Source organism: Planctomicrobium limosum, from assembly GCF_051465645.1.
Lineage (GTDB): Bacteria > Planctomycetota > Planctomycetia > Planctomycetales > Planctomycetaceae > Planctomicrobium.
The window spans coordinates 2,328,657-2,354,494 of record NZ_CP195790.1 but is presented as its reverse complement, the minus strand read 5'-3'; the positions used below and the strand labels follow the sequence as shown (position 1 = coordinate 2,354,494).

Below are 25,838 nucleotides of genomic sequence, written 5' to 3'. Positions count from 1 at the left end.
GTTGAAGTGGAATTGGAACGCACAGGAGCTCGACTTACTTCAAGCTGCCCCAATCTTGAACGGCAATTCGTGCTCGACTCCCGCAAATCTCCCGAATCTTCGAGATCAATGAATAGGTGCGCCCGGCGACCTCGGTGGCGCTGCTGGATTCGAAGTTGATCCGCAGCAGTGGCTCGTTGTTGGATGCTCGAACGTTGAACCACCAGTCTGGAGTGTACTTCTGCACTTCCCGGTAGGTTTGGCCTGTTGGATCGTTCTTTTTGTCGATCTTGAACACGTCGTCGGCGGTCTTGTACTTCGGCACCTTAGGCGAGAAGACGCTGACCCCGTCAATGTCCAGCACATAGGCATTCGCCGCTTCGCCGGAGTATTCGGCTTTGATCTTGGTGATCACCTCTGTACTCATCGATTTCCAGTCGCTGCATTCAACTCGTAAGTTGACTTCGCCACTGTTCGGCCACGGCTTCAGTTCGCCCAACAGCTGTGAACAGGTCTTGCCGGATTCGAGGAGCATGTCCCAGAACGTGACAAGCGAGAATAACCCGGAATCGAGGCAGTAAGTATCTGGGAAATTGTAGTGGGCGGACGATTCGCCACCGAAAACGGCGTCCTTCTTGATTAGAGCAACTTTCAGCGCATCCTGTCCGACGCGTGAAATGATCGGGGTCCCGCCAGCAGCGCGAACCGCTTCAGCGACCAACCACGATGAAACGGCAGAGTAAACAACTGCCCCTTTGCCGCCGTTGTTTTCGACCATTCTTTTGGCAAGAGCGGCCAGCAGGAGCGACCCTGAAACGAACTGTCCCCATTCATCGACCAGGAAGACACGGTCGGCATCGCCATCGAATGCGGCACCGAATGCGGCCCCTTCTGCAATGACGGTTTCCTGAAGCAATTTGACGGCTCCCGGTAAGCCGGGATTTGATGGGCGTGTCGGGAATGTGCCGTCGATCCGTTCGGCAACTGCCAGCAATTCGACTTTTGACTTGCGTGCAGCCAATGCGGTTTTCAGCAGTGGACGGAAGAGCCCCCCGACTCCGTTGCCTGGATCGAGGACAATCTTGCCAGTTGCTTTGTTAATGCGTTTTGAGCGAGACAGGGCCGCTTCCACAAACTTCTCGTGGAGCTGCAATCTTGCCTGCTGTGGGAACGGAAGTGATGTGGCTGGAGCAGCGTCTCCGTTGGTGCCGTCCTTCGCGTATCGTGGCGCCAGATGGTCGACAGGTCTCAATATATCGAGGCCACCGGTTTCATTGTTCTTCACAACGGCTTTGATCCCGTTGTATTCCGGTGGGTTGTGCGATGCGGTGATCATGATTCCCGCAATGGCTCCGTTCAGCTCTTCGCCGACGGCCCATTGCATCATGTCAGTCGTTGCCAGCCCTGTGGCAATTGGAATGGCTCCTTCGCTCGCGAGCCCCTGAATCACTGCTGAGTAGATGGCCGGTGAAGAAACTCGTCCGTCGCGACAGACGACAACTTTCGGAGCAGGGAGCCCGAGCAGTTCCTTCAGACTTTGAGCGAAATATTTCCCGGTGAACCAGGCAAGCTCTTCGTTGATCTGATTAGGGTAAAGGCCGCGAACATCCGCCGAACGCAAGAAGAGTGCCGGGTCGAACACGAGTGTTCCTTTGGTTCAAAATTGGGGAAAATGGGCCTTGTTCTGCCGGGAGAATTCTGAGGGACAGAAAATCCACCCGGGAGTAGCCCATTCGGAGTATGGCTGGAGTTGTTGATTGAGTCAAATTCCGTTCATCGATGAGAGTCGTTAAACTGGAGTCTGCAAGTAATGAACGTGTGGATGAATGATTCCTGAAGCAGGGTAGACCAACCTCCGGTCTGGTTTGGCCTGTGATCTGGTTACGCAGCAGTTTCACCTGATGAAATCCTGTTTTTGCGTGCCGGAAAACTGCACATCAATTCGAAATTCGCTCTATGTTGGCTAAACGCATTATTCCCTGCCTGGATGTTCACGCTGGTCGCGTCGTAAAGGGAGTCAACTTCCTGAACCTGCGAGATGCCGGTGATCCAGTTGACGTTGCTGCCCGATATGAGGCCGAAGGGGCGGATGAGCTTGTCTTTCTTGATATCACGGCCAGCCATGAACAGCGGGACATCATTCTCGATGTGGTTGCGCGGACAAGCGAAGTCTGCTTTATGCCACTGACCGTCGGGGGAGGGATTCGCAGTCTGGAAGATATTCGACGCCTGCTGAATGCAGGTTGCGATAAAGTGTCGATTAACAGCGCTGCAGTGAAGAATCCAGAGTTTATACGCGAAGCGGCTCTGCGTTTTGGGAGTCAGTGCATCGTCGTTAATCTTGATCCAAAGCGAGTTCCGGCAGGTGATCCAGCGGCTTTGGCGGCCGCTCAAGGTGTTCCTGAGGATCTGCGAGTGCGTGAGCGTCCAGTGCCGACTGAAGGGGGATTTGCAACTCGCTTTCATACGAAGTACCCCACGGCGTCAGGTGTTTATTGGGACGTGCATATCAATGGGGGACGGAAGCCGACGGGGCTGGATGCTGTCTCCTGGGCAAAGGAAGTCGAGCGTCTCGGGGCCGGTGAAATTGTGCTGACCAGCATGGACGCAGATGGAACAAAGGATGGCTTCGATCTTGAAGTCACTGCGGCAATCTCTAATGCCGTCGAAATCCCTGTGGTTGCGAGTGGTGGAGCTGGATCGCCTCATCACCTCTATGAAGCAGTCACCACCGGCGGAGCGAGCGCGGCACTTGCGGCGAGCATTTTTCACTACGGTGAATATACGATTAACGAGACAAAAGCTTATCTGGCAGACCACGGCGTTGTGGTGCGAATCTGATTCTTGCTGGAGCATTTCCAGAGATTATTCAGGGGATCTGGTACGCAGGATTCAGCTTTTCTCCAGTCGAGAAGGCTGTTGTGCGGCCACATGAGAGACCGAACCGGTCTAAACGGAGCATCTCAACATGGCATCAATTCAATCTGCCCAGCAAGTTCTTGACCGTCACTATCTTGAGTTGCGTTGCAGTCTCCTCGATCTCGCTGCGGCATTTGACCGCATTTCCCGCTCGGAATCGTCAGAACTCGCGGAGAATGATCCGAGAATGGGGCTGCTCAAGAAGGCGATTGAGATCGTGGCCAGCCCGGGAGTTGACCGCGCAGAACGTCTTCAACTCCTGTTCAGTGACCCGTACGTTGACGGTTGGAATAAAACCACATAATCACAGTCTCCCAAAATGACAAAACCCCTGCCATCGACAGGGGTTTTGTTGTATTCATCGTGGGCTCAATGTCATGGACTCGGAATGAGTCTCAGACTGAGTTGCTTAGTCGTATTCAGGCTCTTCCGGGGCAGAAGCTGCTGCTTCTTCGGCGGCTTTAGGAGCCTCTGCTTCTGTCGGCAGAGTCCCTTTTGGTTCCGCTTTCACCGGTTCGCGACTGACTGGCGCCGGTGCCATTGCAGGGGCAGGTTCAACTGGTTTTAGCACTGGAGGTGGAGTCTGCTCAGGTTGCTTTGGAGCAGGCAATTCGTCGACTTCGGCCGGAGTCAGTTCAGGTTCGATATCGATACTGACCATCTCATATGCGGTCGGTTTGAAAATCGGCATGCCGCCTGGGACAGGACTCAATGGAATCTTTTCCAGAGTCTTCTCGCCAGAGACACTTTCGATCTCTGATGTGTCGTCTGTGCTCGCTGAAGATTTTCTCAAGCGACGCTGGCGATCCTGAAGTCGCTCCAGACGTTCCTGGCGAGGCGTGAGACGGTCACCTTCGTTTGGATTTGTTGGAGGAGACAGCAGGGCAGGTGGTGTCGACTGTGGAGCAGGATTAATCGGTCCTGGAACTGGCAGTCTGGCTTTTGGAGTAGTTTGAACAGGTGTCTGGAATTCCTGGCCAGTTGTCGCTGCAGGAGTCGCCAGAACATTTACCTGCTGTTCCGAGGCAGCGTCACTTTTGGTCTGCGGCTTTGCAACAGTTTGCTCCTGTGCGTTGGCTGCGTTTGCCCCTTGCATTCGCTGTTTGTAGAGAACGAGTGCGTGCAGGGAGTGGTAAAGTGGGCCGCAGTCCGCAGGCTGGGACGCATTGGTGATCAGGTCGGTTGCGAGGCTGTAGATCCCGTTGCGCATCCACTGTTCATTCAGACGCTTCTTCGGCAGAGCAACCAGCAGCCATTCCAGCATGTGGCCGGATGCTTTGATTCGTTCATTGAACTGAGTGCTGTGACCCCGAGCGCGGAAGAATTGAGTGGCGAACGACCCATCTCGATTCTGCATCGATTGGGCAGCGGAAATGTATTGTTGCAAACGCTGATCCGCTTCCAGCCAGGCACCGCGAAGCTGTCCATGCTTCTGCATGTAAGCATTTCGGGCATAAGCCACTGCGAACAGGTTATGGCATCCACCGCATGGTGAATTGTTGATGGCAGCGGCATTCTGGTTGCGAACCAGAGCTTCCATGTTCCAGCGTTGTCCAGAGGAAGTTGTCCAGCTTGCGTCCTGATCAACGTAATGTGTCAGGAACCACAACGTCCAAGTCAACTCATCTTTCGGGTTCAATGCATATTGTGCATGTTGAACCATTTCTTGCATCGTGACGACTTGACCATTCGCCGTATGGAATTTGTGGGTCAGTGGGACATTGCACATGGCAATGATCGCCATCGTCTGGTTCACGTGACCTTCGAAGTCGTACGGAGTTCCGTTGTAGGGGTGCGCGCGACCGCCATGCTGCGTCTTTTCGAACCAGCCTTCGCCTTTGTAACGGGCTTTGGTGGACAGAAAATCGAGTGCATTGACGAACTCGTTTCCGTTTTTGATCGTATAATTCTCACGGAGAGCAAGCAGCCCGTGAAGAATTTGCCAGGGGGTGTGTTGCTGGAAGTCGAGGTTCCGCATCCGTGTGACTTCGATCGCTTCGTCGACAATTTTCATCAACGGATCGACAGATGCACCTTCCGTGGCGGAATCAGCTGATGCAACGGTGAGCGGCGAGGCGATAGCAGGTGCAACTCCGGCGAAAAATGCCGGAAGGCACAGCGCAAACCCCAGATTCTTGAGGAGTTGTCGTTTCCTGCTGACAGCAGGAGATTCTGCGCCGGTCATTGGCTGCCCATTCGGAAAGTTGTGCACAAGTGGATGCATTGCATGTCCGAGTCACAGGCATTTACGGCGAGGATGCCGAGTCAGATGAGGGATCTGTTGCCTGAATTCCTGTGGAATATAATGTGCGCGCCTGGCGACTTTGTACCTATACTTCCAGATCGGAAATTACACGGCTCTACAGGTACTGATTTTCCTAAAGTCCGAATATTCGAGCTATTCGGCAGGAGCGTGCCAAACTGTTACCGAAAGCGCAAAGAGACTCAAGGCCAACGGGAAGATTGTGCTCGGAATTAACAAAGGGGCAGGCTGCGGCGGATGGGGTAAGAGGGCTGGGGGAAATCCAAAACTTGGATGCTCTTGACCCCGATTTTTAAACTACCTTAGTGTGGTTCATGTCTAAATTTGCGGCGTTGAGGCAACTGGTTGCTGATGGCTGCTGTAAGACGCAAATTTGAGTGTTTTCCGTGTCTCCAATGCATTTTCAGATCAATGAATGCTTTTGTTTCCACTGGCGAATGTGACCAGAGGAAAGATCAACGTCGATGATTGGGTTCACTCTGCCAAGGTAAAAACAATGTGCGGAATCGTTGGTTATGTCGGCGGCCGAGATGTCACCAACTTCCTGTTAGAAGGTCTGCATCGTCTCGAATACCGAGGTTATGACAGTGCAGGCATTGCGGTCGCGAAGGATGGTCAGATTTCGATTCGCAAGAAGACAGGGCGAGTCAAGGAACTGGCGGCGCTGGTCGACGAGCTTCCAGTTTCCGGAACAATCGGGATCGGGCACACGCGCTGGGCCACTCACGGGGTGCCGTGTGATAAAAACTCCCACCCTCACATTGGGGGGAATGGGGAGGTTGTGCTTGTTCATAACGGTGTAATCGAGAACTACAACTCATTACGAAATCAGCTCACTCAAATCGGCTACACGTTCAACACGGACACCGATACGGAAGTCATTGCTCACCTGCTGACTCACCATCTGAAAGAGATTGCAAAGCTTGGCGAAGATGTGACGCAGGCAAAAGTTTGCCTTTCTGCTTTGGAAGTGACGCTGCGGAAATTGAAGGGGACTTACGGGCTCGTGGTGATGTTCCGCGATTGTCCGGGCGTTCTCATTGCCGCTCGCAGCGGTAGCCCTCTCGTAATTGGAGTGGGGGACGGCGAATACTTTATTGCCAGTGATGCGATGCCGTTGATCGGGTACACCGATCAGGTTGTCTATCTGGCTGATCATGAGGTCGCGATTCTCTCGGAAGACGGGATGGAAATTCGTCATCGGGATACCGGGCGAACTTCCCCTTCGATTCGAACGCTGGATCAGGTTTCGACGGATATCGAGTTGGGCGACTTCGCTCACTATATGTTGAAGGAAATCTACGAGCAGCCGACCACCATTGAAAACGCAATGCGTGGGCGACTTGATGAAGATGAGGCCACGTCGGTATTCGGGGGATTGAATCTCACTTCCCAACAACTGCGTCACATCGACCGCATTGTGTTGACCGCCTGCGGAACAAGCTGGCATGCAGGACTTGTCGGGGAGTACCTCATCGAGGAGTTCGCTCGAATTCCAGTCGAAGTGGAGTATGCGAGTGAGCTTCGATATCGCAATCCTCCATTGACCGATCGAACGATGATCTTTGCGATCACTCAGAGCGGTGAGACTGCCGATACTCTCGCCGCGATGAGAGAGTGTAAACGAAAAGGGCACCCCACACTCGCGATCTGTAACGTCGTGGGATCAACGATTGCCCGCGAGGCAGACGGAGGGGTGTACCTGCACGCCGGGGCAGAAGTGGGTGTGGCCTCAACGAAGGCGTTTACGTCTCAGGTGACCGTGTTGACGTTGCTGGCATTATTCTTCGGCCGTATGCGACACATGTCGTACCAGGCAGGTCGAAACATTATTCGCGCTTTGCGAACAATGCCTGATCACGTCGAGAAAGCATTGACCTGTCACGACAAGGTTAAGGAAATCGCTGACAAGTACCATAAAAGCACCAACTTCCTGTATCTCGGTCGACTCTATAACTTCCCAGTCGCATTGGAAGGGGCGCTGAAACTGAAAGAGATCAGCTATATCCATGCAGAAGGTTATCCTGCTGCCGAGATGAAGCATGGTCCCTTAGCTCTGGTCGACGAGGCCACTCCGAGTGTGTTCATTGTGCCGAAGGGGGGGATCTACCCCAAGATCATCAGCAATCTGGAAGAAGTCAAAGCCAGGAAAGGGCCAGTCATCGCGATTGCGTGCGAAGGCGATAAGCGAATCGCTGAGATCGCTGATGACGTGATCTACGTTCCGGAGACAGATGAGTGTCTGCAGCCACTGGTGACGTCCATTCCGTTGCAGTTGCTCGCTTATGAAATCGCACTCCTGCGAGGCTGTAACGTCGACCGGCCACGTAATCTCGCGAAGAGTGTGACGGTCGAGTAAATGCGGAACCGGTTCAGTCGGCCAAGTGGTCGAACCGCGGTTTCACTCAATGAGTTCTGATTCTGTGTAGCAGAGATCAGATATCAATCCAGAATTCGAAGAGGGCTTCCATTTACGGGAGCCCTCTTTTTGTTTTGAGTGTCGAACCGCTCTGAAGTCTGTAAACTTCAGGCTGGACGCTGTGAGCAGAGCAATTATTTGAACCGCTGCTGCACCGTCCTGTGATCGATCTGATTGGTCCAGATTTGCGGAGACGGCGAGAGAATGCTGACATTCGGACAACTGCTCTGGCGAAATCTGTGTTTCTATCGACGCACAAATCTTGCGGTGATTTGCGGAGTCATTGCTGCGACGGCGGTTATCAGTGGTGCGCTGATCGTGGGCGACTCTGTCCGCAGTAGCCTGCGTCAAATTTCTCTCGACCGATTGGGGAAGGTCGATCATGTCGTGAGCGGCGGACGCTTCTTTCGTGAGAAGCTGGCCGAGGAAATTCAGAGTGTTGGTCTCGGCATTCAGACGGTCGCGCCGGCCCTGACTTTACCTGGGACCATCGAGTTCGAAGTGAAACCCGGCGAGAAGCGTCGCGTAGGGCAGGTGAATGTTTACGGAGGCGACGACCGGTTTTGGGGACTGCTAGACCACCATGATGTCAAGCTCCCTGAGTCCGGCGAGATCGTTCTGAATCAACGAGTCGCGGATCAGTTGGGGGTAAAGGTCGGCGATACGGTTTCACTGGTGACCGAACTTCCTTCTGCCATTCCGCGAGATGCGTTGTTGGGAGAGCGGAACCAGACAGTGGCCGCACAGCCAGCAACTGTGAGTGCCATTATTCCCGAAGAAATTCCACTTGCGCGACTGGGGCTCAATCCAACACAGCAACTGCCAGCCAATGCTTACGTTTCATTGCTGGATCTTCAGGCTCAACTGGGTTTACAGGAAGTCGCACGATCAAGACGACAGGCTGAAGAGAAACCAGCCAGAGTCAACGCCCTGTTCATTGGAATGGAAAACGGGAACTCTCCAGCGGAGCAATCCCCTGAGAAGGCAAAGGAAATTTCCAAGGCGCTCGATCAGAAAATTCAGTTGTCCGATCTCGGATTACGAGTCGTCAAGAACTCTGAGCAGGGATACCTCTCGTTGGAGAGCCAGCAGATGTTCCTTGAAGATGGTTTAAGTGGGCCGGCCGAGAAAGCAGTGGAGTTACTGAAACTGAAGTCGTCCCCGGTGCTGGTCTCCCTGATCAACGAAATCTGGAAGCCGGAGACGCCGGACAAGTATTCCATGTATTCAGTGGTTGCTGGCGTTGACCCAAAGTCGGCCCCGTTTGGACCATTCGAGATGATCGGAGAATCCAAACCATTGACAGGGAATGCCATTTATCTGAATGAATGGGTTGCAGAGGACCTGGCGGCCAAAGTCGGTGATAAGATTGCCCTCAAGTATCATGTCGTTGGCGATCGGGGAGAGCTCCCGGAGGAAACTCAGGAGTTCGTTGTTGCTGGCATTGTGAAGTTGACCGGGCCAGCCAATGACCGAGGATATACTCCACATGTCCCCGGTGTGACGGACGCTCAGTCATATGCGGACTGGAATGAACCGTTCCCGTTGAAGAAGGACCGGATTACCGATCGCGATGATGATTACTGGGAAGAGTATCGGACGACACCTAAGTTGTTTGTCTCGCTGGAAGCGGCCCAGTCATTCTGGAAAAGTCGCTATGGATCTCTGACAAGCCTCCGCATTGCCCCGACTGCTGGCCAATCACTTGATCAACTCGAACAACAGTTTGTCCCTGAATTCCTGAAACAGATTGACCCACAACAGTTAGGGTTCGCAGTTCAACCAGTGAAATATCAGGGATTGATGGCTGCAAATGGAACGACGGATTTCACCGGTCTCTTTATTGGGTTCAGCTTCTTTCTCATCGTCTCTGCCGCGATCCTGACAGGGCTGCTCTTCCGGTTGGGGATTGAACGTCGGTTGAGTGAAGTCGGTCTTCTGCAGGCGATCGGACTCAGTCCCCGATTCATTCGCCGATTACTGTTGTGTGAAGGGCTTGTGCTGGTTGGGCTCGGGACGTTGATTGGAAGTGCTGCGGCCGTGGCATATGCCGGCTTCATGATTTTAGGATTGAAAACGTGGTGGATCGGCGCCATTGGGACACGGTTTCTGTTTCTCGATGTGCAGCCTCAAAGCTTGTTAATCGGTGCGGTGATTGCCGGAGTTGTCGCCCTGCTTGCTGTCTGGTGGGCACAGCGACAAGCCGAACATCAGAGCCCTCGAGCATTGTTGACCGGTTCGTTAGGTGAACAGATTACAGGAAAGAAATCACGACTCGCTCCGCTGCTGGCATCGATGGGATTGGGCGGGGCAGGGATTCTACTGGTGGCCGCGCTGACCGGTCTGATTCCTGACGTTGAAGCCTTCGCAGGATTCTCATGGAGAATCGTCGTCTTCTTCCTTGTCGGGATTGGATTGCTGGTTGGAGGCCTCGCTGCGTTCTCCTTGATATTGGGAGGACGTGATCGCGCGAGTACGCCTCAACTGCCGCAGATATCGACCGCGAAGCTGGCTGTCAGAAACGCAGCAAGAAACCGGTCGCGGAGTGTTCTCACGGCGTCGTTAATTGCGAGTGCGACGTTCGTGATTGTGGCCGTCGCAGCAGGGCAAATGAACCCGACAGGTGCGGCTCCGAATCCGCGATCCGGGAATGGTGGGTTCACTCTGGTTGCTGAGACTAGTGTGCCGGTGCTTTATGATTTTAATACAGTTGAAGGCCAGAATAAGCTCGGGTTTAACCTTCAGGATGCCGCTACAAAAGAGCTGCTGGCGAAGAGTCGGTTTGCTGCATTTCGCATGAATCCCGGGGAGAATGCCAGCTGCCTGAATCTCTATCAGACGCAGTTGCCGACATGCCTCGGGGTGCCGGATGACGTTCTTGATATGCTGATCAAAGAGGATCGGTTTGTCTTCGCCGATACCCGCGTGCCCCAGCCTTGGGCATTGCTCAGGGAAGAATTACCGGAAGGGCGAATCCCTGTTTTGGGCGACATGAATACGTTGATGTATTCACTTCATAAAGGGATCGGTCAGACGATTCCGCTCTCGGCAGATGATCCAACTGCCCCGCAAATGCAGGTGGTCGGGATGTTTGCCAACAGCATCTTTCAAGGAGTTCTGGTGATGTCCGAATCGAACTTCAGAAAGCTGTTTCCTGATCGAGTAGGGTTCCAATACTTCCTGATTGAAGTCGATCCTAAAGAGGCGACGGCGTTATCGACATTGCTGGAATCCCAGTTGGGGGACTACGGTTTCGATTCGGATCGAGTCGCGAATCGACTCGCCGATTTTCTGGCTGTGCAGAACACCTACCTGTCGACATTCCAGACATTAGGCGGTCTGGGATTACTTCTTGGCACGCTGGGGCTGGCGACGGTCATGCTGCGAAATGTTCTGGAGCGTGCGAAAGAGTTCTCGCTATTACAGGCCGTTGGTCTTCGAAAGTCGCAAATCGCGAAGCTGGTTGCCTGGGAAAACGCATTCCTGCTCGGCGGGGGACTACTCGCCGGCACAGCATCAGCCCTGCTGGCGATGGCTCCTCACCTGCTGTCAGCGGTGGCAGATATCCCGTGGTGGAATCTCGTCGTTATGCTCATAGCAATCTTTGTCGTCGGCATGCTCGCAGCGATGATCGCCGTCCGAGCCGCCGTCAAATTGCCAATCCTCGCAACACTCCACGGCGACTAATTATTCTGGCTCAAGAGTTGATTCAACAAACGGCGTCCGGTTGACGTTCGGCATGCTCATGCTGCTGACGCGACATGAGCACGGCACATATTAATTTTAAACCAGACAATGCGACTCAGCCGCGTAGATTTAAATATCAGGACTGTCGCGTGAAGCTTAAATTTGTGATCTACAAAGTGACATTTCCAAACGGAAAAATTTACGTGGGAAAAGATGTCGGATCCCAAGGGCATTCCATCAACTACTTTGGAAGCTGGAGTGCGGACCTGGTTGAGAAGGACTTTACTGCGGACGAATTGAGAGATTTCACGATCAGGAAGGAAATCCTTTTTGAGTCTGCAGATCAAGCCGAGGTTTCCCGGCGCGAGGGGGACTATATCCGGCAACTCAACGCAAACGACCCCGCGTATGGATACAATCGACGCTGTCCCAGAGGCCGGGTGCCCTGGCTGAGGCGGAGATGTTGAGTGCCACTGCTCTGTGAGCAGTGCAACCGCGGATAAAAGCGAAACTACGCTCGATCACGAACCAAGCCACGCCCTCACCGCTCGCAGAGCGGTGGCACGCACTTTTGATCTTAACCCGGGCGCAAGGCACTGGGAGAATCGAAAGTAGCCGTCTCTGCAGGAGCGTCGCTCGCTCCGGCGATATGATCCCCAGCAAATTACAGTCGGCCCCAAGTGCCAACTTTGAAGAACAACAAGAATCACCGTTATTTGGAAGTTAGCTCAAAATCGAACTGATTCATTCTCGCTTTGACTTCCTTCGTGATTGTGCTTTTCTCGTGATATTTTGCTGGGAGCTTTTCCGGTACTGGGATCGAGGAACCATCTGGTTGAGTCGCATACCGCCCTGTCGAAATGCGAACGGTATGCGTTCCAAGGAGTGCCCCAGAAACGTTATCTAAATAAGTCAGGGAATAACGACCCTCTGCGTCCGTCAGCGCACTGGAGGGTCGCCCACTTTCGGGACTAAATTCAACAATTGCATCCGCCAGCGGGGCACCATCTAAGGTGACCACTCCTGACACGGCACCCACATCAGGATGACCCGCAGAGTTGCCGCTGCACCCCGATGAAAATAGGAAGGCAATAACCACAAACCCCAGTATTCGAGATGAAAGCGAAGCAGGCATAATTCTCAATGTTCAGAGATTAAGGTGAATTCGAAATGGTTAAGAATAAGCTGTAGGTGTTACGGATAAGAGTGAGGTTTACCGTGGCCGCAATGTCTCCATTCTCTTACGCATAATCAAACCAGCTAATCAAAACTCTCCAACAGCTTCACCGTCGTTACGGGAACCGAGTTTCTGGTAAGTACTCAGGGGGGCAGTATTCCGGCTGGCATCAATGTTTTCGCTGACAAATCGAACAGCGCCATCTCCCATCAGCATATGTGCACCGCCAACGTGAAGACTGCTTGGCCCCACAGCCTGGCTGACTTGCCCGTTAATTGTTGCCCATCCACTGTAGGCGTTTAAAGTGTGAATCGTGGCGTTGCGGATGCCTTCAAAACCCCACGGTCCACAGTAAGTTGTCTTTGGCGGACTGGCCTGTGACGAATTCGCTCTCACATCAACGGCAGCCCAGACTCCTCCCCAGAAAACGGTTCCTGCTGATGTTCTTTCCCCATAAGCAAAGGTATTCGAGGCACCATCTGTCAGATCCCGAAATCGATAACTGTAACTTGGAGAGAAGAAACCAGTGTGATCCGCTGGGGGAGAGGAACACCGAAGATCCTTGATCCCGGTAGTAGGGAAATAGTTGCTGACACCAATTCGATATGCAGTGGCTCCCCCCTTCATGTAAACGATGTGCTTTGATTGCGTAGGATCACCGTCGATTGAAGATGGACAACTAAACACAGGGATGGTCTTCCGTGTTAATGCAAGGATGTTCGCATCAGCCAGGTTGGCTGGACCATTTACATTCAGTGCACTGTAGAGGGGCGCTTGTTCCAAAAACGGGAGCAGCATTGTACTGCTCGTCCATCCATTCTCCTGAAAGAATGCAAGCGGAAAAATGCTGTGGGTGTCATGGTAATTGTGAAGCGCCAATCCGATCTGCTTCAGATTGTTCTTGCATGTGCTTCGTCGAGCTGCTTCTCGGGCTTGTTGTACGGCGGGCAGCAGCAGGGCTATGAGAATTGCAATGATCGCGATCACCACCAGGAGCTCGATCAAGGTGAACCCGCGTCGGCGAGATCCATTGGATGGAACTGACATTGGAAAAGAAATCGATCGCACATCGAGACGCATACCGAAGCTCCAAGAGAAAAAATCCAGATGACATCAGGCGGTAACCGTGTCAGCTTCTAAATTTGTTTCGGATAAAAAAGAATCAACCGGCATACGCAGTCACCCGTGAAGCTTCTCGGCTCAGAATATTGATAGTAGGCTGAGAGTAAGAGCAGGGAGGGGGGGAGTTTATCCAATGGACTTGCGGTCGAATACATCGGCCACTGCCAATGCTTTGCAAGATTAGATTGCACAGAAGTTAGACTGGACTGACACTTTGCGCTGGGCGGAATGCTCATCAACGACTCAGCTTGCGTGCCGGGTGCCGGGTGCCGGGGCTGAGGCGGGGATATTGAGTGCCACTGCTCTGTGAGAAGTGCAAACGTGGGTAAGAACGGAACTACGCTCGATCAACGAACCTGGCCACGCTCTCACCGCTCGCAGAGCGGTGGCACGCACTTTTGATATTAACCTGGGAAAACTGGCCTGTTTAGTCGCCGTCAGCTGTTCGCGACTCCAGGTGTAATAAATGCGCTGGTGCAAAGCAAAAATGATATAAGTGTGTAAAATATTGCACTGTTCGGAATATCCTTTCTGCACACTAAGTACGTGCAGCAAAGACCAAAACTGACAACAAAGGACACTATCGCGGATATTCCTGCAATCAAGGACACTCGTTCAAAAATTGCCATGTCAAATAGGCCTGGAGGCTCGAAGAACCATGTCCCCCAAGAAATTATTGACAATAACGATGCGATGATCACCGTCATCTTGCATGTCCAGGATAATGATCGTAGTAATACGTTCAGGATAGACTGGTTATTCATTTGAAATCGGAATATTACTTTAAGTGCCTGTAGGGCAGGTTCCTGCCTATCTTGAAGTGTCACGAATTTGCCGAGTGCCCTTGGCTGAGGCGGAGATATTGAGTGCCACTGCTCTGTGAGACGTGCAAGCGAGGGTAAGAATGAAACTACGCTCGATCAACGAACCTGGCGACGCCCTCACCGCTCGCAGAGCGGTGGCACGCACTTTTGATCTTAACCCGGGCACCTGGCCTCTCGTTCGGGATAGATGTATGTGATTCTCGATGAGAATGGCCCACGCCCTTCCTTAGGTCAGGGTGTACGACCCGATTCGGTGAATTTCGGGTGAATTCGTGATGAATAATGAGTGTAGGCAGTCTGGATCTCAGGCGACGAAATCGCATTCCTGGAGCGACAGTGTTACGCTGTGAAGCGAATTCAGTCCACTTACTTTCAGGAGCGTTCAAACATGCTTCGACTCAGTCGATACAGAATTTCCTTGGCGGTACTACTGTCCTTCTCTTCGTTGTCAACTGGAAGCCTTTGGGCTCAGTCAGCGGCATCCCCGGAAATTGCCCGAGGAATCGTGTTTCATGATGCCAATGGGAATGGCAGAAGAGATGAAGGCGAGAGTGGTATTGCCGGAGTCGGGATTTCGAACGCCACAAAAATTGTCGAAACAGGTGCTGACGGTTCATATCAAATCCCTATTGAAAATGATTCGATCGTCTTCGTTATCAAACCCAGCGGTTGGGCCTTCCCGCACGATGAAAATAACTTAGCACGATTTTATTATATTCACCGACCGAATGGGTCACCGGATGTTCACTTCAAAGGTGTTCCGGCAACAGGGCCACTCCCTTCTTCGATCGATTTTCCACTCACAAAGAGTGAAGAAAAGGATGAGTTTAAGGTCATTTTCTTTGGTGACACTCAGTCCCGTGACAATAGGGAAGTTGAATATACCGCTCATAAGGTCCTTGAACAGATCATTCGTGAAAATAAGCATGATGCACAATTTGGCGTTACGCTTGGAGACGTTGTTTTCGATGATTTGAGCGTCTTTGAACCGTTACTTCAGGCGGTGGGTAAAATCGGAATTCCTTGGGTGAATGTCCTCGGAAATCACGACATGAACTATGACTCACCAGATGATAAACATTCCGACGAAACCTTTGAGAGAGTTTTCGGCCCATCATATTACTCCTTCAATTATGGTCCTGTTCACTTCATCGTTACCGACGACGTTGTTTGGGTGGCCGGGGTTGATGGCAAGAGAGGGAGGTATCACGGAGGCTTTGGAGAGGCTCAGCTCGAGTTCATCAAGAATGATCTTGCTCGTGTTCCGAAAGACTCACTTGTCGTTGTCATGATGCATATCCCCGTTCAGGACGCAGTTGACAAAGACGTTCTATTCCGGTTGCTGGAGGATCGTCCAAATACACTGTCACTCTCTGCTCACACGCATCAGCAAAGACATCATTATTTAGGGGAAGAACAGGGGTGGAAAGGAAGCAAGCCGCACCATCACATCAACCATGGAACTGTTTGTGGTTCGTGGTGGGCAGGAACACCTGACCATCATGGCATCCCTCATGCGACAATGAGCGACGGAACTCCGAACGGATATTCGGTCATCACTTTCTCAAAAGACAAGTACAAGATGGATTATCGAGTCGCTGGAGCGCCGGTTTCTTATCAAATGAATATCTATGCTCCTGAAGCCATTAAGGCTAATGAGCAAGAGCATTTTGAAGTCTCTGCCAATGTTTTCAACGGATCGTCCAAGAGTCAATTGAAGGTACGGATCCCAGGAAAGACAGAATGGATTGAGCTTCAGCAGGTCAGCGAACCAGATCCAAATGTGCTTCGACTAAAGCAGCTGGAGGCGGCTGCTGGCGCGAACCTTATTGGTCGCAAGCTTCCGAATCCGGCAAATTGTTCACACCTTTGGAAAGGGGAAATTCCGACTGCAGGTCTTACTGGTTCTGAATTGATTGAAGTTCAATCTCTTGATCAATTTGGCCAGACCAGCACGGGATACCGTCTTATCCGCGTCGAATAGACTTGACCTCCATTGGTCGATCTTCAGTAATGCGAAATAATCCCCGGTCATTTTCTCGCCGTCTGTGGAACAGATCGAGAAGTGATCGGGGATTATTGCGGCCGGGTGCCTTGGCTGAGGTAGAGGTATTGAGTGCCACTTCTCTGTGAGAAGTGCAAACGCGGATAAGAACGAAATTACGCTCGATCAACGAACCTGGCCACGCCCTCACTCGCAGAGCGGTGGCACGCACTTTTGATTTTAACCCGGGCACCCGGCCTGCAGCAACTTTCTTGTCTGTGACGAAAGTTGCGGATGGGGCGACTTTTTCGGCAAAACAAGTTGGGATCATGCCAGTGATGGAATGTGGCGCCCCATTCTCAATTGCTGAAGATTCCATCACGAACGCGAATTATTCTGTTCGAAAAATTCCAATGGTGGAACGAACTCGTCAGCGCACGCTGGAGAGGGACGACACGACTTGCATTTTCTGCAGGAAATTCGTCCTGTTCTTCCTCCAGGAAGGTGATCAGGGATGATCTGCGGCCATCACAAATTCTGCTTTTCGTTTGCCATTGTTCTGTACCTGCCGGTTCTGTGCCTGACCGGAGTGTGTGTTGGCGGAGATACGCCGCTCGAAGCAGGTCGGACATTCGCATCGGAATTCTTGTTCTCCTCCGAGCCGCATTCGTCGTCGCTCCTGATTTCAGAAGAGACAGACTGGATCGCGCTGACCGCCGGTGAATCCGAAAGTGCCCTCGATTGCGTTCCGCTGGACTTTGGAGTGGGGGATGCGTGCTCTCCATTCTCAGGAGAACCGGGGCTCTGGTCACGTCCCTCCCTGACGAACGGACTCTTCGGGCTGCAGGCTCCATTGGCAGAGCACGGGATCGGCTACCAGGCGTATTTAACGCAGTTTTATCAGGGTGTCGCCACCGGCGGACAAGAACAGAAATTTGTTTATGGCGGGAAAGTTGATCAGTTTTTGACCCTCGATAGTTCCAAACTGGGGCTCTGGGAAGGAACCATTGTCAATCTGCATGCCGAAACCCGCTATGGACAGGATTCCAACATCAACGCCGTCGGACTGGCCCCCGTCAATGCGAACATGCTCTATCCTGCCAGTGAATCGGTCACGTCCATCACGGGGCTGACCATCAGTCAGATGCTCAGTGAAGAATGGATGATCTCCGTCGGGACATTCAATCAGCTCGATCTGTTCGCGCAGCTTTACCCGCAGACAGGACGAGGCATCGACGGCTTCATGAATATGTCCGCGCTGTCCCCTTTGTCTTTAAGCCGCCCCTTGAATCTCAGTATGCTCGGAGCAGGGATCACCAAACTCAACGAAGGCCGCGTCCAAGGGGCACTTTCCGTTTTTAATACCGCCAATGCGACGACGAACAGCAGCTTTAATCAGTTGTTCGAAAACGGTGCCGTCATCCTAGGGTACTATCGGGTCTTTACCAACTTCGGTGACCTCCCCGGCTCTCATGCCTTGCTGGGGGTTTATTCCAGCGGAACCTATACCTCGGTCGATCCGACCACCTGGGTCATTCTGCCTCCCATTGGAATCATTCCCGGTCAGGAAACCGGGACATGGAGCCTGACCTATTTTTACGAAAAGAAGCTATGGGTCGATCCGCGTAATCCCAAGAGGAATCTCGATCTTCTCACCAGCTGGGGGATTTCTGACGGAAATCCGAGCCCCATTTCCTGGGCTGGAAATGTTGCCATTCAAGGGACAGGGCTGAACCGACGCCGCCCTCTGGATGCTGTGGGAGTGAGTTACTTTCACACCTCATTGAGCAGTGACTTCAGACAACTGGCGAGCCCCGTGCTGACACTGGGAGACATTAACGGCGTGGAACTCTATTATAATGCCGCCGTCACTCCCTGGTTTCACCTGACACCCGACCTGCAGATTGTCACCCCGGCAGACCGCTCGCTGGACACAGCCATTGTGGTCGGCCTGCGAGGGAAGATCACGCTATAGTATTGCGATCATCGGATGTTCGAGTGGAACGGCGCTGGGGAAACTGATTCCTTAACGGGTCGTCCCATTCTTCCATTTTGATAATCCAAAATTGCCTGTCGAATTTCTTCCTGCGTGTTCATCACAAATGGACCCCGACCGACATCCGCTTCGCCGATCGGTTGTCCGCTGAGAACCAAGAGCATGGTATCATCTTGAGCATTGAGGGCGATTGCGGTTCCAGAACGATCGAATCAGTTCCACTCTCTTCGCCGTCTCGGTGTCATTGGTGATCACGGAACTTCGCTGAACGACAAGTAACGTGGTCCCTCCTTCCTGTAGAGACAGCGTCACGTTCCCTCCGGATGCCCGCCGGAGATCCCATTGACTGTAGGGCAGGCTCCCGCCGGGTGCCTTGGCTGAGGCGGAGATATTGAGTGCCACTACTCTGTGGGGAGTGCAACCGCAGGTAGGGACGAAACTACGTTTAATCAACGAACTTGGCCACACCCTTATCGCTCGCAGGGCGGTGGCACGCACTTTTGATCTTAACCCGGGCACTCGGCCCCCAGACGTTCTGCATGGACGCCGCGGTCCCGACATCCACCGTCCACCTGAAATCCACTCCTTATTCCTTCGGGGCACCCGGCACAGAAGTTAGACTGGACTGGCACTTTTGGCGGGGTGGCATGTTCATCGACGACTCAGCTTGTGTGCCGGGCGACTTGGCTGAGTTGGAGATACTGAGTGCCACTACTCTGTGGGCAGTCAACCGCCGGTAGGGACGATACTTCGATCGAGCGATTAATCTGGTCAAGCCCTGCCTACCCTGCATAGGAGTGGATTAATGAATACGGCGATTCGTGCGCTCACCTCTATTGTGGCTGTGATTCCAATAGTTATGTGGATAATTGGTATGGGGCTGTCAACGTACAGATTGTACGACAGAAAAGGGTTCGAAGAGATATTTGGGTATGAGGTGATGTTCTGGTTGGTGCTTCCTGCGAATTTAATTATCTTTGGATTTATGGCACACATGTTGTTCAGTGGCATTCGTGTGAAAGAGAAGAAACGATGGGTTCTCGTGTTTTGCTTTCTGAACTTCTTTGCCCCTTCGTTATGGCTTTTGCACAACAAGAAAGCGGGGAGAGTTGATCAAGCGTGAGAGTTTTTTCCGGGTGCCTTGGCTGAGGCGGAGATATTGAGTGCCATTGCTCTGTGGGCAGTGCAATCGGGGATAAGAACGAAACCACGCTCGATCAACGAACCTGGCCACGCACCCTTACTGCTTTAGTGGTGGTCAACTGTGTCGGTATGATCGCCGTGTTCCAAGCCTGCCATTTCGACGACAAGGTTGTAAGCGTTTGGGTTGCAGGTACTGCAAACATATCGTCGTTGTATGCCAAAGGGGGAAGCGATGACCACAAGGCCATCGTCCATCAATTCGATGGTTGCGGGATTCGGCCCTTGTGTCTCAATGATAACAGTCTGTGACGTTCTATTTGCGATCGCCCAGTGTTCTGGGAGGGCTTTTGCGCTGGTAATGCAAATCGCTTGAGAAAGCTTTCTCAAGGCTTTCACATCGTGGAGAGTAGTGAAGCGAGTGTCAGGAAGCGTCCCGAGATGTATTTGTGTGCTTTGAGAATTGGATATCTGGGTTCGGATCTGGTCTTGTATGATCGAGATCTTCCACAATTCGAGCAGATTCAGCGCAATGGCAATCGAGGCGATGGTACACGACAGAATTAGAAATGGGGTTTTCATTGAAGTCCTACGAAAATAGGGAGATTCTTGTGATAAAAGAATCCCCCTAAGTCGGTTGAGACTGTTTGATAAATCGTAAGGGTTTCCGTCGTCTCGACGAGTTACTTGCTGATGCAAAATAAGCGGTCGCCAGTTCTGATAAACAGCGAGTCTGGAATCGCGGCGACGGCGAATTGAATCAGTGAGTCATTTCCATAGGGAGACCCGCCTCCGCCCATTCCACGTTCGCCTCGTCCTTGTGGGCGCTCTTGGGCTCCATTTCCTGAGCTGGAATCTCCAGGCATAGGCGCACTTCCTTCACGACGCTCTGACCCGCGAGCTCCTTCTCCGGCTGGCGTTTCTGTCGCTGCTTCCGCTTTCCACAGACGGTTCTGTGAAAGGACTTCAAATTTTGGACCAGCTTTGATCACGGTCGTCGTTCCCTTTTGGCCGACCAGATAGATACGGTCTCCAACGGCAAGCGGAGTTGCCCAGCAGCTTTCAGGCGTCCGTTCTGCATAGACTTCTTCGCCAGTGGAAGCGTCTAGACAGAACAGAATCCCTGTGCGATTCACAAAGTATGCGTATCCCTGATGGACGATTGGAGACCCGAAGGAACAAGTCGCTCGTTTGGCACGCCAGACGAAGTCGGCACTGTAGACACCTTCGTCACTTTTTTGGATTCGGATAAGACAGTTGGAGTCGGAGGCTTTTCCGCCGCTTGATTCCCCGCGCCCGTCAGTTGCTCCCAGTAGCAACAACCCGTCACCTGCAACGCTGGGCGAAGGAGTTGCGTTCCCAGAGACGCCTTCAAGTTTCCAAAGTTCCTTACCCGTTGCCGGATCGACGCCGCGAAGCTTGCCAGTTGCGGAGAAGACCAGTTGCTCATGACTGCCGACTGTCAGTAGGACAGGGGAACTCCAGGAAGTTGCTCCTAGTCCTTCCGTCTTCCAGACTTCTTTACCCGTCGCCTTGTCGCAGCACAGGATGTAAGGGGATTCTGCCCGTTCAATCCAGATCACGACGTGAGTATCTGTTTGAATTAGTGAAGAACCGAGCCCGTGACGTGATTCGATGGGGCCGTAATCAGCGACAAGATCACGCTCCCAGCGTTTCTCGCCAGAATGGGTGAGTGCGATAACATTGCCCCCTTCGAAGAGAGCAACGATTCCGGCCTGATCAACAACTGCCGTTGGTGCAGCCTTGCTGATCAAACCTGACACCACTTCCGGCGTCGAGTTCTTGACACTTGACTGCCACCGCTTCTTGCCATCTGTCACAGCATAAGCGGTGACGAGACATTGTTCTTTATTAGGACCTTCTACTGATGTGACGTAGATCTGGTCTCCCCAAATGACAGGGCTTGATTGGCCTGTTCCGGTGAGTTGAGTTGACCAGCGAATGTGTTCTTCTGGTGTCCATGTCAGGGGCAAGTCCTTTGCCTCAAGGCTGGCCGGGACTGGGCCTCGAAAGCCAACCCATTCCGCAGCAAGAACAGGAGAAATTGAAAACGCAAACGCCAGACTGCAACTGATCATCCGTCGCATTGGTGGTCCAGTCCTTCAATAGCTGTCTTTAAGATGCCGAATGCAAATTTTTAGAGCATTAAGGAAAAAGGTCTCATGATACTGTGCCATCGTACCATGAGACCGAGCCATCATACTTGTTACGAAACCGAAAAAATTCTGTTTCTGTTCATCAGAGAATGGAGCCGTTTCGATAACGGCTCGAGTTCAAGGAGCGATCCCGTTGCGACTCGTATTCTCCATACAGAACTACTTCTGAGAAACTTCTTTTGCTGGAGCAGAAGCGTTGTTCCCGATAGGGAAGTATTCCAGATCTTCTGCCTTTCCGTTTTCCATGCTGGTCCCTCCAAAAATGACCAGTCCGTTCTGCCAAGGAGCACTCTCGTGGAAGAAGCGAGGGTGAGTCATCTGTCCGAGGTATTCCCAGTGTGAACCGTCTGCGGATAATGCCTGAATCGAACCGGACATTGTGGTGACAATCAGACGTCCGTTCACCGTGAAGGCCGCTGTTCCAAAGCCATCCATTCCTGTTCCGAGAATCTTTGGTCCTGTGCTCCACTTCTGAGTGGCCGGATCATAGATGTTGACATCGTTAGCAATGCCATCAGTCTTCTGCATTCCTCCAATGACGTACACTTTCCCATTGTAAGCAGCGGTGGAGAGGGCACGACGTTCGAATGGGGCGTCTGTTTCCTTCTTCCATTCTGGCTTTTCCGCTGTCAGATCAGTGCTGTAGACCGATGTGAGCCAACCTTTGTCATTCTTGTTGTCGGACTTGGCCATCGACCATCCGCCGATGACATACAGGCGGTCGCCAACGACAGCGATGTCGTGTGAAGAACGGCCTTCTGGCAGTGGAGCAAGTTCTTCCCAGGCTCCCTTCGCTGGATCGAATCGGGCGAATGAAGTCTGTGAGGTCAATGTCGCGTCTTTGCCTTCGACGTCTTCAACTTTGAACCCGCCCACCCGATAGAGCTTTCCACCATGAGCGGCCATCGCGAGCCCTGTCAGTTTGGGACCGCCAGGCAGTTTCTCCCAAGCTTTGCCTGTCTTCAGGTTCAGCCGAATGAAGTCGCCGGATTGTTCTTCTTCCGAGTACTCGTGTCCGCCGCCGTAGTTTCCGCCGTAGACATAGAGGTCATCGCCAATCACTGCACCGCCGAAGCTGGTAGTTCCCTTTTCGAGTGCAGGCCACTGATGAGCCTGAGCTGTAATTGCCGCTGGCGTATGATTCAGGCTCAATGTCGAATAGTGCTTGATGGATTGATAGGCTTTTCCATCATGCTCGCCCGACTTTTCTTCTGTATATCGAGCACGGACGGAGTAGAGGCCGCCTTTAGGAAGAGTCGCAGTGAAGATTCCCTTCTCGTTGGTGTCTCCCTGAATTTTGTCTTCCAGAACCGGGCTTTCGATTGTCACCTGAGTACCAGGGGCTGGCTTGCCTTCCCAGTAAACGGTGAAGGCAACGTTTCCGTCTTTCAACTCAGGAACGATCTCTAATGGGAGTTCTTCCTTATTGTCGATCTTGGACCAGTTGCCCGGCAGTGTTCCTGCATAGGCCTTGGCGTAGTACTTCAGCAAAAATGGTGCTCCCCCTTTGCCCATGACTCCGTAGGTGTGATTCAACAGCACTGGGCTGGATGTCTGCTTTGCTTCAGCGAGATTTCCAACAAGGGCTGCACCTTCTTTTTTCAGGGGGAATGGTTCGAGTTTGTTTCGACCAATGACGGTCCAGGCCTTGGCACTTTCAATGTTTGAAAGCAGATCCGGGTCATCTGGCTCGGCGAGTTCACCGAAGTAAACCTTGACCGCCTGTGGATGATTGGCTGGCTCAGCAACAGCAAAAATGAAGTGAGCCTGTAATGAACTTGTCAGTGCTGACATCGCAAGCAGCGATGGAGCCAGCAAACGTAGGCAACGCATGATTGATGTACTCCTCAGTACGCCGGTATGAACACGCTATTCCAGAGTGTTCAGTTCACTGTGTTACATTGGTTACGTCAGTTGGACATTGGAGATTCATGAATCTGGCTTATGGGAATGATCAGCCCGAGAAGCTTGGTCGTCGCCGTCCAACGTCATCAATTAATCAACTCCACCGCAGTTTACGTGAGCCTAGGTTCGACGGATTGAGTGGATAATTTCATCAAGGTCACTGCCCAGACGGAATTCACTGTGCCCTATCATGGCTCTGTCCGATCCGTTTTTCGATAGAAAAATGGAATTTGACAAGATCTAAAGGGCTCTCCCAGCCAATCGTTTGGAATTTCGATCTGCCTGAATCGAACCGTGTTCAATATCGAACCGGATTCTGTGAGCCGGTTTTCGCTTAGCGAGTCCGAAACGGACATTCAACCAGATCCCGCTTGGTGTCCTGCCTAAAGCGATGGGCTCACGCTGAGGTGGCGGTCGATGTGCTGCTTTGCGGGCTGCAGAGGCTGGCTAGCAGGTAGAAACTGAGACTCAATCTCAGGTGCATCTAGTTGATATCGTGATTGCGGTTGAAATTCAAGGTTGCAGTTGGAATTTTGAAAATGGGACACGTTTCGTCGCTCCTGGCATGCCGCGCTCCCAGCGAAAGCGGAACGGAATTTCTCTCACAGGCTCAGGCGGGCATACGTAGCTTTCGTGCATTCCGTTCTGGCGAATGCACGTTCACATTAATGGTATCTGGTTGGCGTAATTCCAAGGTGCCCGTGAATTATCGATAAAATTTCAAAAATATTTGAAGTGACGTACTTGAAACGAGTTATGGAAAGTCTTCTTGGTGGATTCACTATTGTCGCACCAGAGTTTTCTGGCATAAATAGTCGCGTGCGAAATAATATTATGTAACCTTGTGAATGGTGAGTGGGAAATACCACGAGTGGTCAATTGTTCATTGCCGAGTTCGACGCTTCTTGAAGGCTTGAACGCAGTTGCTTGTCAAAGAACATGACTTTCGCGTTTGTCAGTGACAGCAGATCGCCGGGTGGGCCAACTCGTATTTGATGTTTTGCGGCTTTGTTTCGATGGCTCGCAGCAATGAAGCCATCAGGGAGATGGTCTGAGCAATGCTCTCAAAAGAATCTGAAATGACACAAAAGAGGAAACAAGGTTTTACCTTGATCGAGTTGCTGGTGGTGATTGCCATTATCGCCATTTTGGTTGCACTGTTGCTGCCAGCAGTTCAGCAGGCTCGAGAAGCTGCTCGAATGACTCAGTGCCGTAACAATCTGAAGCAGCTCGGTCTTGCTTTCCACAACTACCATGACACTTACACCACCTTCATGCCCGGTGGGATGTTGACTGGTCAGTATCCAGTGGGTTGGGTCCCGCGAATTTTCCCGTTCATTGAACAGGGAGTTCGTGTTGAGACCGCAATCTCACGATACGCACCGACTGATTTCTGGACCCGAACTTCTCCTTATCGTACACACGACCCAGAAGATCCAATTTGGGGACCGGTTCCATCGCTTTCTTGCCCTTCTTCTCCATTGGGAAATACAGCATCAGATCAGCTGACAAACGGCAACTTCCCGTATCAGGCTCAACAGGGTGCATTGCACTATCGAGCCGTTTCCGGGTCACGAGATGTGGGATGGTTCAATTCGCCGAGCGGGGAAGGGCGTAGCTATTCGACGTCAGGAATTGTGTATCCGTTGAGCAAAGTCCGCATGGGCTCGGTCATCGACGGGACATCCAATACGATTCTGCTTGGTGAGACCTCCAGTACTCAGGGTTGGTCCACAAGTATGTCTCAGGCCGGGTTTGGTGGTTTGAAGCCTTGGACCTTTGGGTTCTTCTATTACGCAGACGGATATCTCACAATCGACAATAAGTCGGTTCAATACCCGATTGGCTACACAGGGAACTTCACGACAAACCTGACTCCGTTTCATAGCCAGCATACCGGGGGAGCGAACTTCTCGCTTGCTGATGGAAGTGTGCGATTCCTGTCTCGCAATATGTCTCTGGATATCCTGAAGAATCTTTCCACCCGAGATGGTGGCGAAGTGATCGGTGAATTCTAAGCCGTTACTGTCAGAGTCAGGTTCGACAGAGGAATTGGCTGCGAAGCAGATATTTCATTAAGTGAAAGTCTGCTTCGTTTTCCTTTCAGCATTTCCTGAGAGTGTTTGCGTCACTGGCACGCGGAATTCAGCTTCTTTTCAGTTGAGAAGGCAGTTGCGCGGCCACATGCGAGACCGAACCGGTTTCGCCACCGTTTCAATTTCAATTTCGTGCTTGCGCTGATGTAA

Annotated in this window: 15 protein-coding genes and 1 pseudogene; 8 read left to right on the top strand and 8 right to left on the bottom strand. The window is 52.2% G+C overall.

What is annotated here, in order from left to right; translation table 11 throughout:
* Positions 1-34 precede the first annotated feature (34 nt).
* Positions 35-1,621: a hypothetical protein gene (locus tag SH527x_RS08830; RefSeq protein ID WP_437194290.1), complete on the bottom strand. Its 1,587-nt coding sequence runs from the start codon at positions 1,619-1,621 to the stop codon at positions 35-37.
* Positions 1,622-1,935: 314 nt separating this feature from the next.
* Between SH527x_RS08830 and hisF the strand changes: the two genes are divergently transcribed.
* Both hisF and SH527x_RS08820 read left to right on the top strand, forming a co-directional pair.
* Complete coding sequence (gene hisF / locus SH527x_RS08825; protein WP_437194289.1) at positions 1,936-2,820, top strand: imidazole glycerol phosphate synthase subunit HisF; 885 nt, start codon at positions 1,936-1,938, stop codon at positions 2,818-2,820.
* 127 nt (positions 2,821-2,947) lie between these two features.
* Positions 2,948-3,202, top strand: coding sequence for a hypothetical protein (locus SH527x_RS08820; protein WP_437194288.1), 255 nt, complete (start codon positions 2,948-2,950; stop codon positions 3,200-3,202).
* Between the two features lie 105 nt (positions 3,203-3,307).
* Here SH527x_RS08820 and SH527x_RS08815 read toward each other — a convergent pair whose 3' ends face one another.
* Positions 3,308-5,083: a hypothetical protein gene (locus tag SH527x_RS08815; protein ID WP_437194287.1), complete on the bottom strand. Its 1,776-nt coding sequence runs from the start codon at positions 5,081-5,083 to the stop codon at positions 3,308-3,310.
* 574 nt (positions 5,084-5,657) lie between these two features.
* On the opposite strand from SH527x_RS08815, the gene glmS reads away from it, so the two are divergent.
* Entirely contained in the window at positions 5,658-7,520 is a 1,863-nt protein-coding gene (gene glmS / locus SH527x_RS08810) for a glutamine--fructose-6-phosphate transaminase (isomerizing) (protein ID WP_437194609.1), read from the top strand.
* 264 nt (positions 7,521-7,784) lie between these two features.
* The gene (locus SH527x_RS08805) at positions 7,785-11,267 is read left to right on the top strand and encodes an FtsX-like permease family protein (protein ID WP_437194286.1); all 3,483 of its coding nucleotides are present in this window, start codon (positions 7,785-7,787) and stop codon (positions 11,265-11,267) included.
* 712 nt (positions 11,268-11,979) lie between these two features.
* Here SH527x_RS08805 and SH527x_RS08800 read toward each other — a convergent pair.
* Positions 11,980-12,402, bottom strand: coding sequence for a carboxypeptidase regulatory-like domain-containing protein (locus SH527x_RS08800; protein WP_437194285.1), 423 nt, complete (start codon positions 12,400-12,402; stop codon positions 11,980-11,982).
* Positions 12,403-12,531: 129 nt separating this feature from the next.
* Complete coding sequence (locus SH527x_RS08795) at positions 12,532-13,491, bottom strand: DUF1559 domain-containing protein (RefSeq protein WP_437194284.1); 960 nt, start codon at positions 13,489-13,491, stop codon at positions 12,532-12,534.
* 1,404 nt (positions 13,492-14,895) lie between these two features.
* Here SH527x_RS08795 and SH527x_RS08790 point away from each other — a divergent pair.
* Together SH527x_RS08790 and SH527x_RS08785 are read left to right on the top strand one after the other, a co-directional pair.
* Positions 14,896-16,374, top strand: a complete 1,479-nt coding sequence (locus tag SH527x_RS08790) for a calcineurin-like phosphoesterase C-terminal domain-containing protein (RefSeq protein WP_437194283.1) — start codon at positions 14,896-14,898, stop codon at positions 16,372-16,374.
* Positions 16,375-16,888: 514 nt separating this feature from the next.
* Entirely contained in the window at positions 16,889-18,349 is a 1,461-nt protein-coding gene (locus SH527x_RS08785; protein WP_437194282.1) for a carbohydrate porin, read from the top strand.
* Between the two features lie 8 nt (positions 18,350-18,357).
* On the opposite strand, the pseudogene SH527x_RS08780 reads toward SH527x_RS08785, so the two are convergent.
* Positions 18,358-18,567: pseudogene (locus SH527x_RS08780) on the bottom strand (pirin-like C-terminal cupin domain-containing protein); the annotation flags it as partial.
* Between the two features lie 608 nt (positions 18,568-19,175).
* Between SH527x_RS08780 and SH527x_RS08775 the strand changes: the two are divergent.
* Entirely contained in the window at positions 19,176-19,493 is a 318-nt protein-coding gene (locus SH527x_RS08775; RefSeq protein WP_437194281.1) for a hypothetical protein, read from the top strand.
* A gap of 125 nt (positions 19,494-19,618) precedes the next feature.
* Here SH527x_RS08775 and SH527x_RS08770 read toward each other — a convergent pair whose 3' ends face one another.
* The 3 genes from SH527x_RS08770 to SH527x_RS08760 form a co-directional block, all read right to left on the bottom strand.
* Complete coding sequence (locus SH527x_RS08770; protein WP_437194280.1) at positions 19,619-20,092, bottom strand: hypothetical protein; 474 nt, start codon at positions 20,090-20,092, stop codon at positions 19,619-19,621.
* Positions 20,093-20,193: 101 nt separating this feature from the next.
* The gene (locus SH527x_RS08765) at positions 20,194-21,618 is read right to left on the bottom strand and encodes an outer membrane protein assembly factor BamB family protein (protein WP_437194279.1); all 1,425 of its coding nucleotides are present in this window, start codon (positions 21,616-21,618) and stop codon (positions 20,194-20,196) included.
* Between the two features lie 228 nt (positions 21,619-21,846).
* Positions 21,847-23,520: a Kelch repeat-containing protein gene (locus SH527x_RS08760; protein WP_437194278.1), complete on the bottom strand. Its 1,674-nt coding sequence runs from the start codon at positions 23,518-23,520 to the stop codon at positions 21,847-21,849.
* A 1,151-nt stretch (positions 23,521-24,671) separates the two neighbouring features.
* Between SH527x_RS08760 and SH527x_RS08755 the strand changes: the two genes are divergently transcribed.
* Positions 24,672-25,610, top strand: a complete 939-nt coding sequence (locus SH527x_RS08755; protein WP_437194277.1) for a DUF1559 family PulG-like putative transporter — start codon at positions 24,672-24,674, stop codon at positions 25,608-25,610.
* Positions 25,611-25,838: the final 228 nt, after the last annotated feature.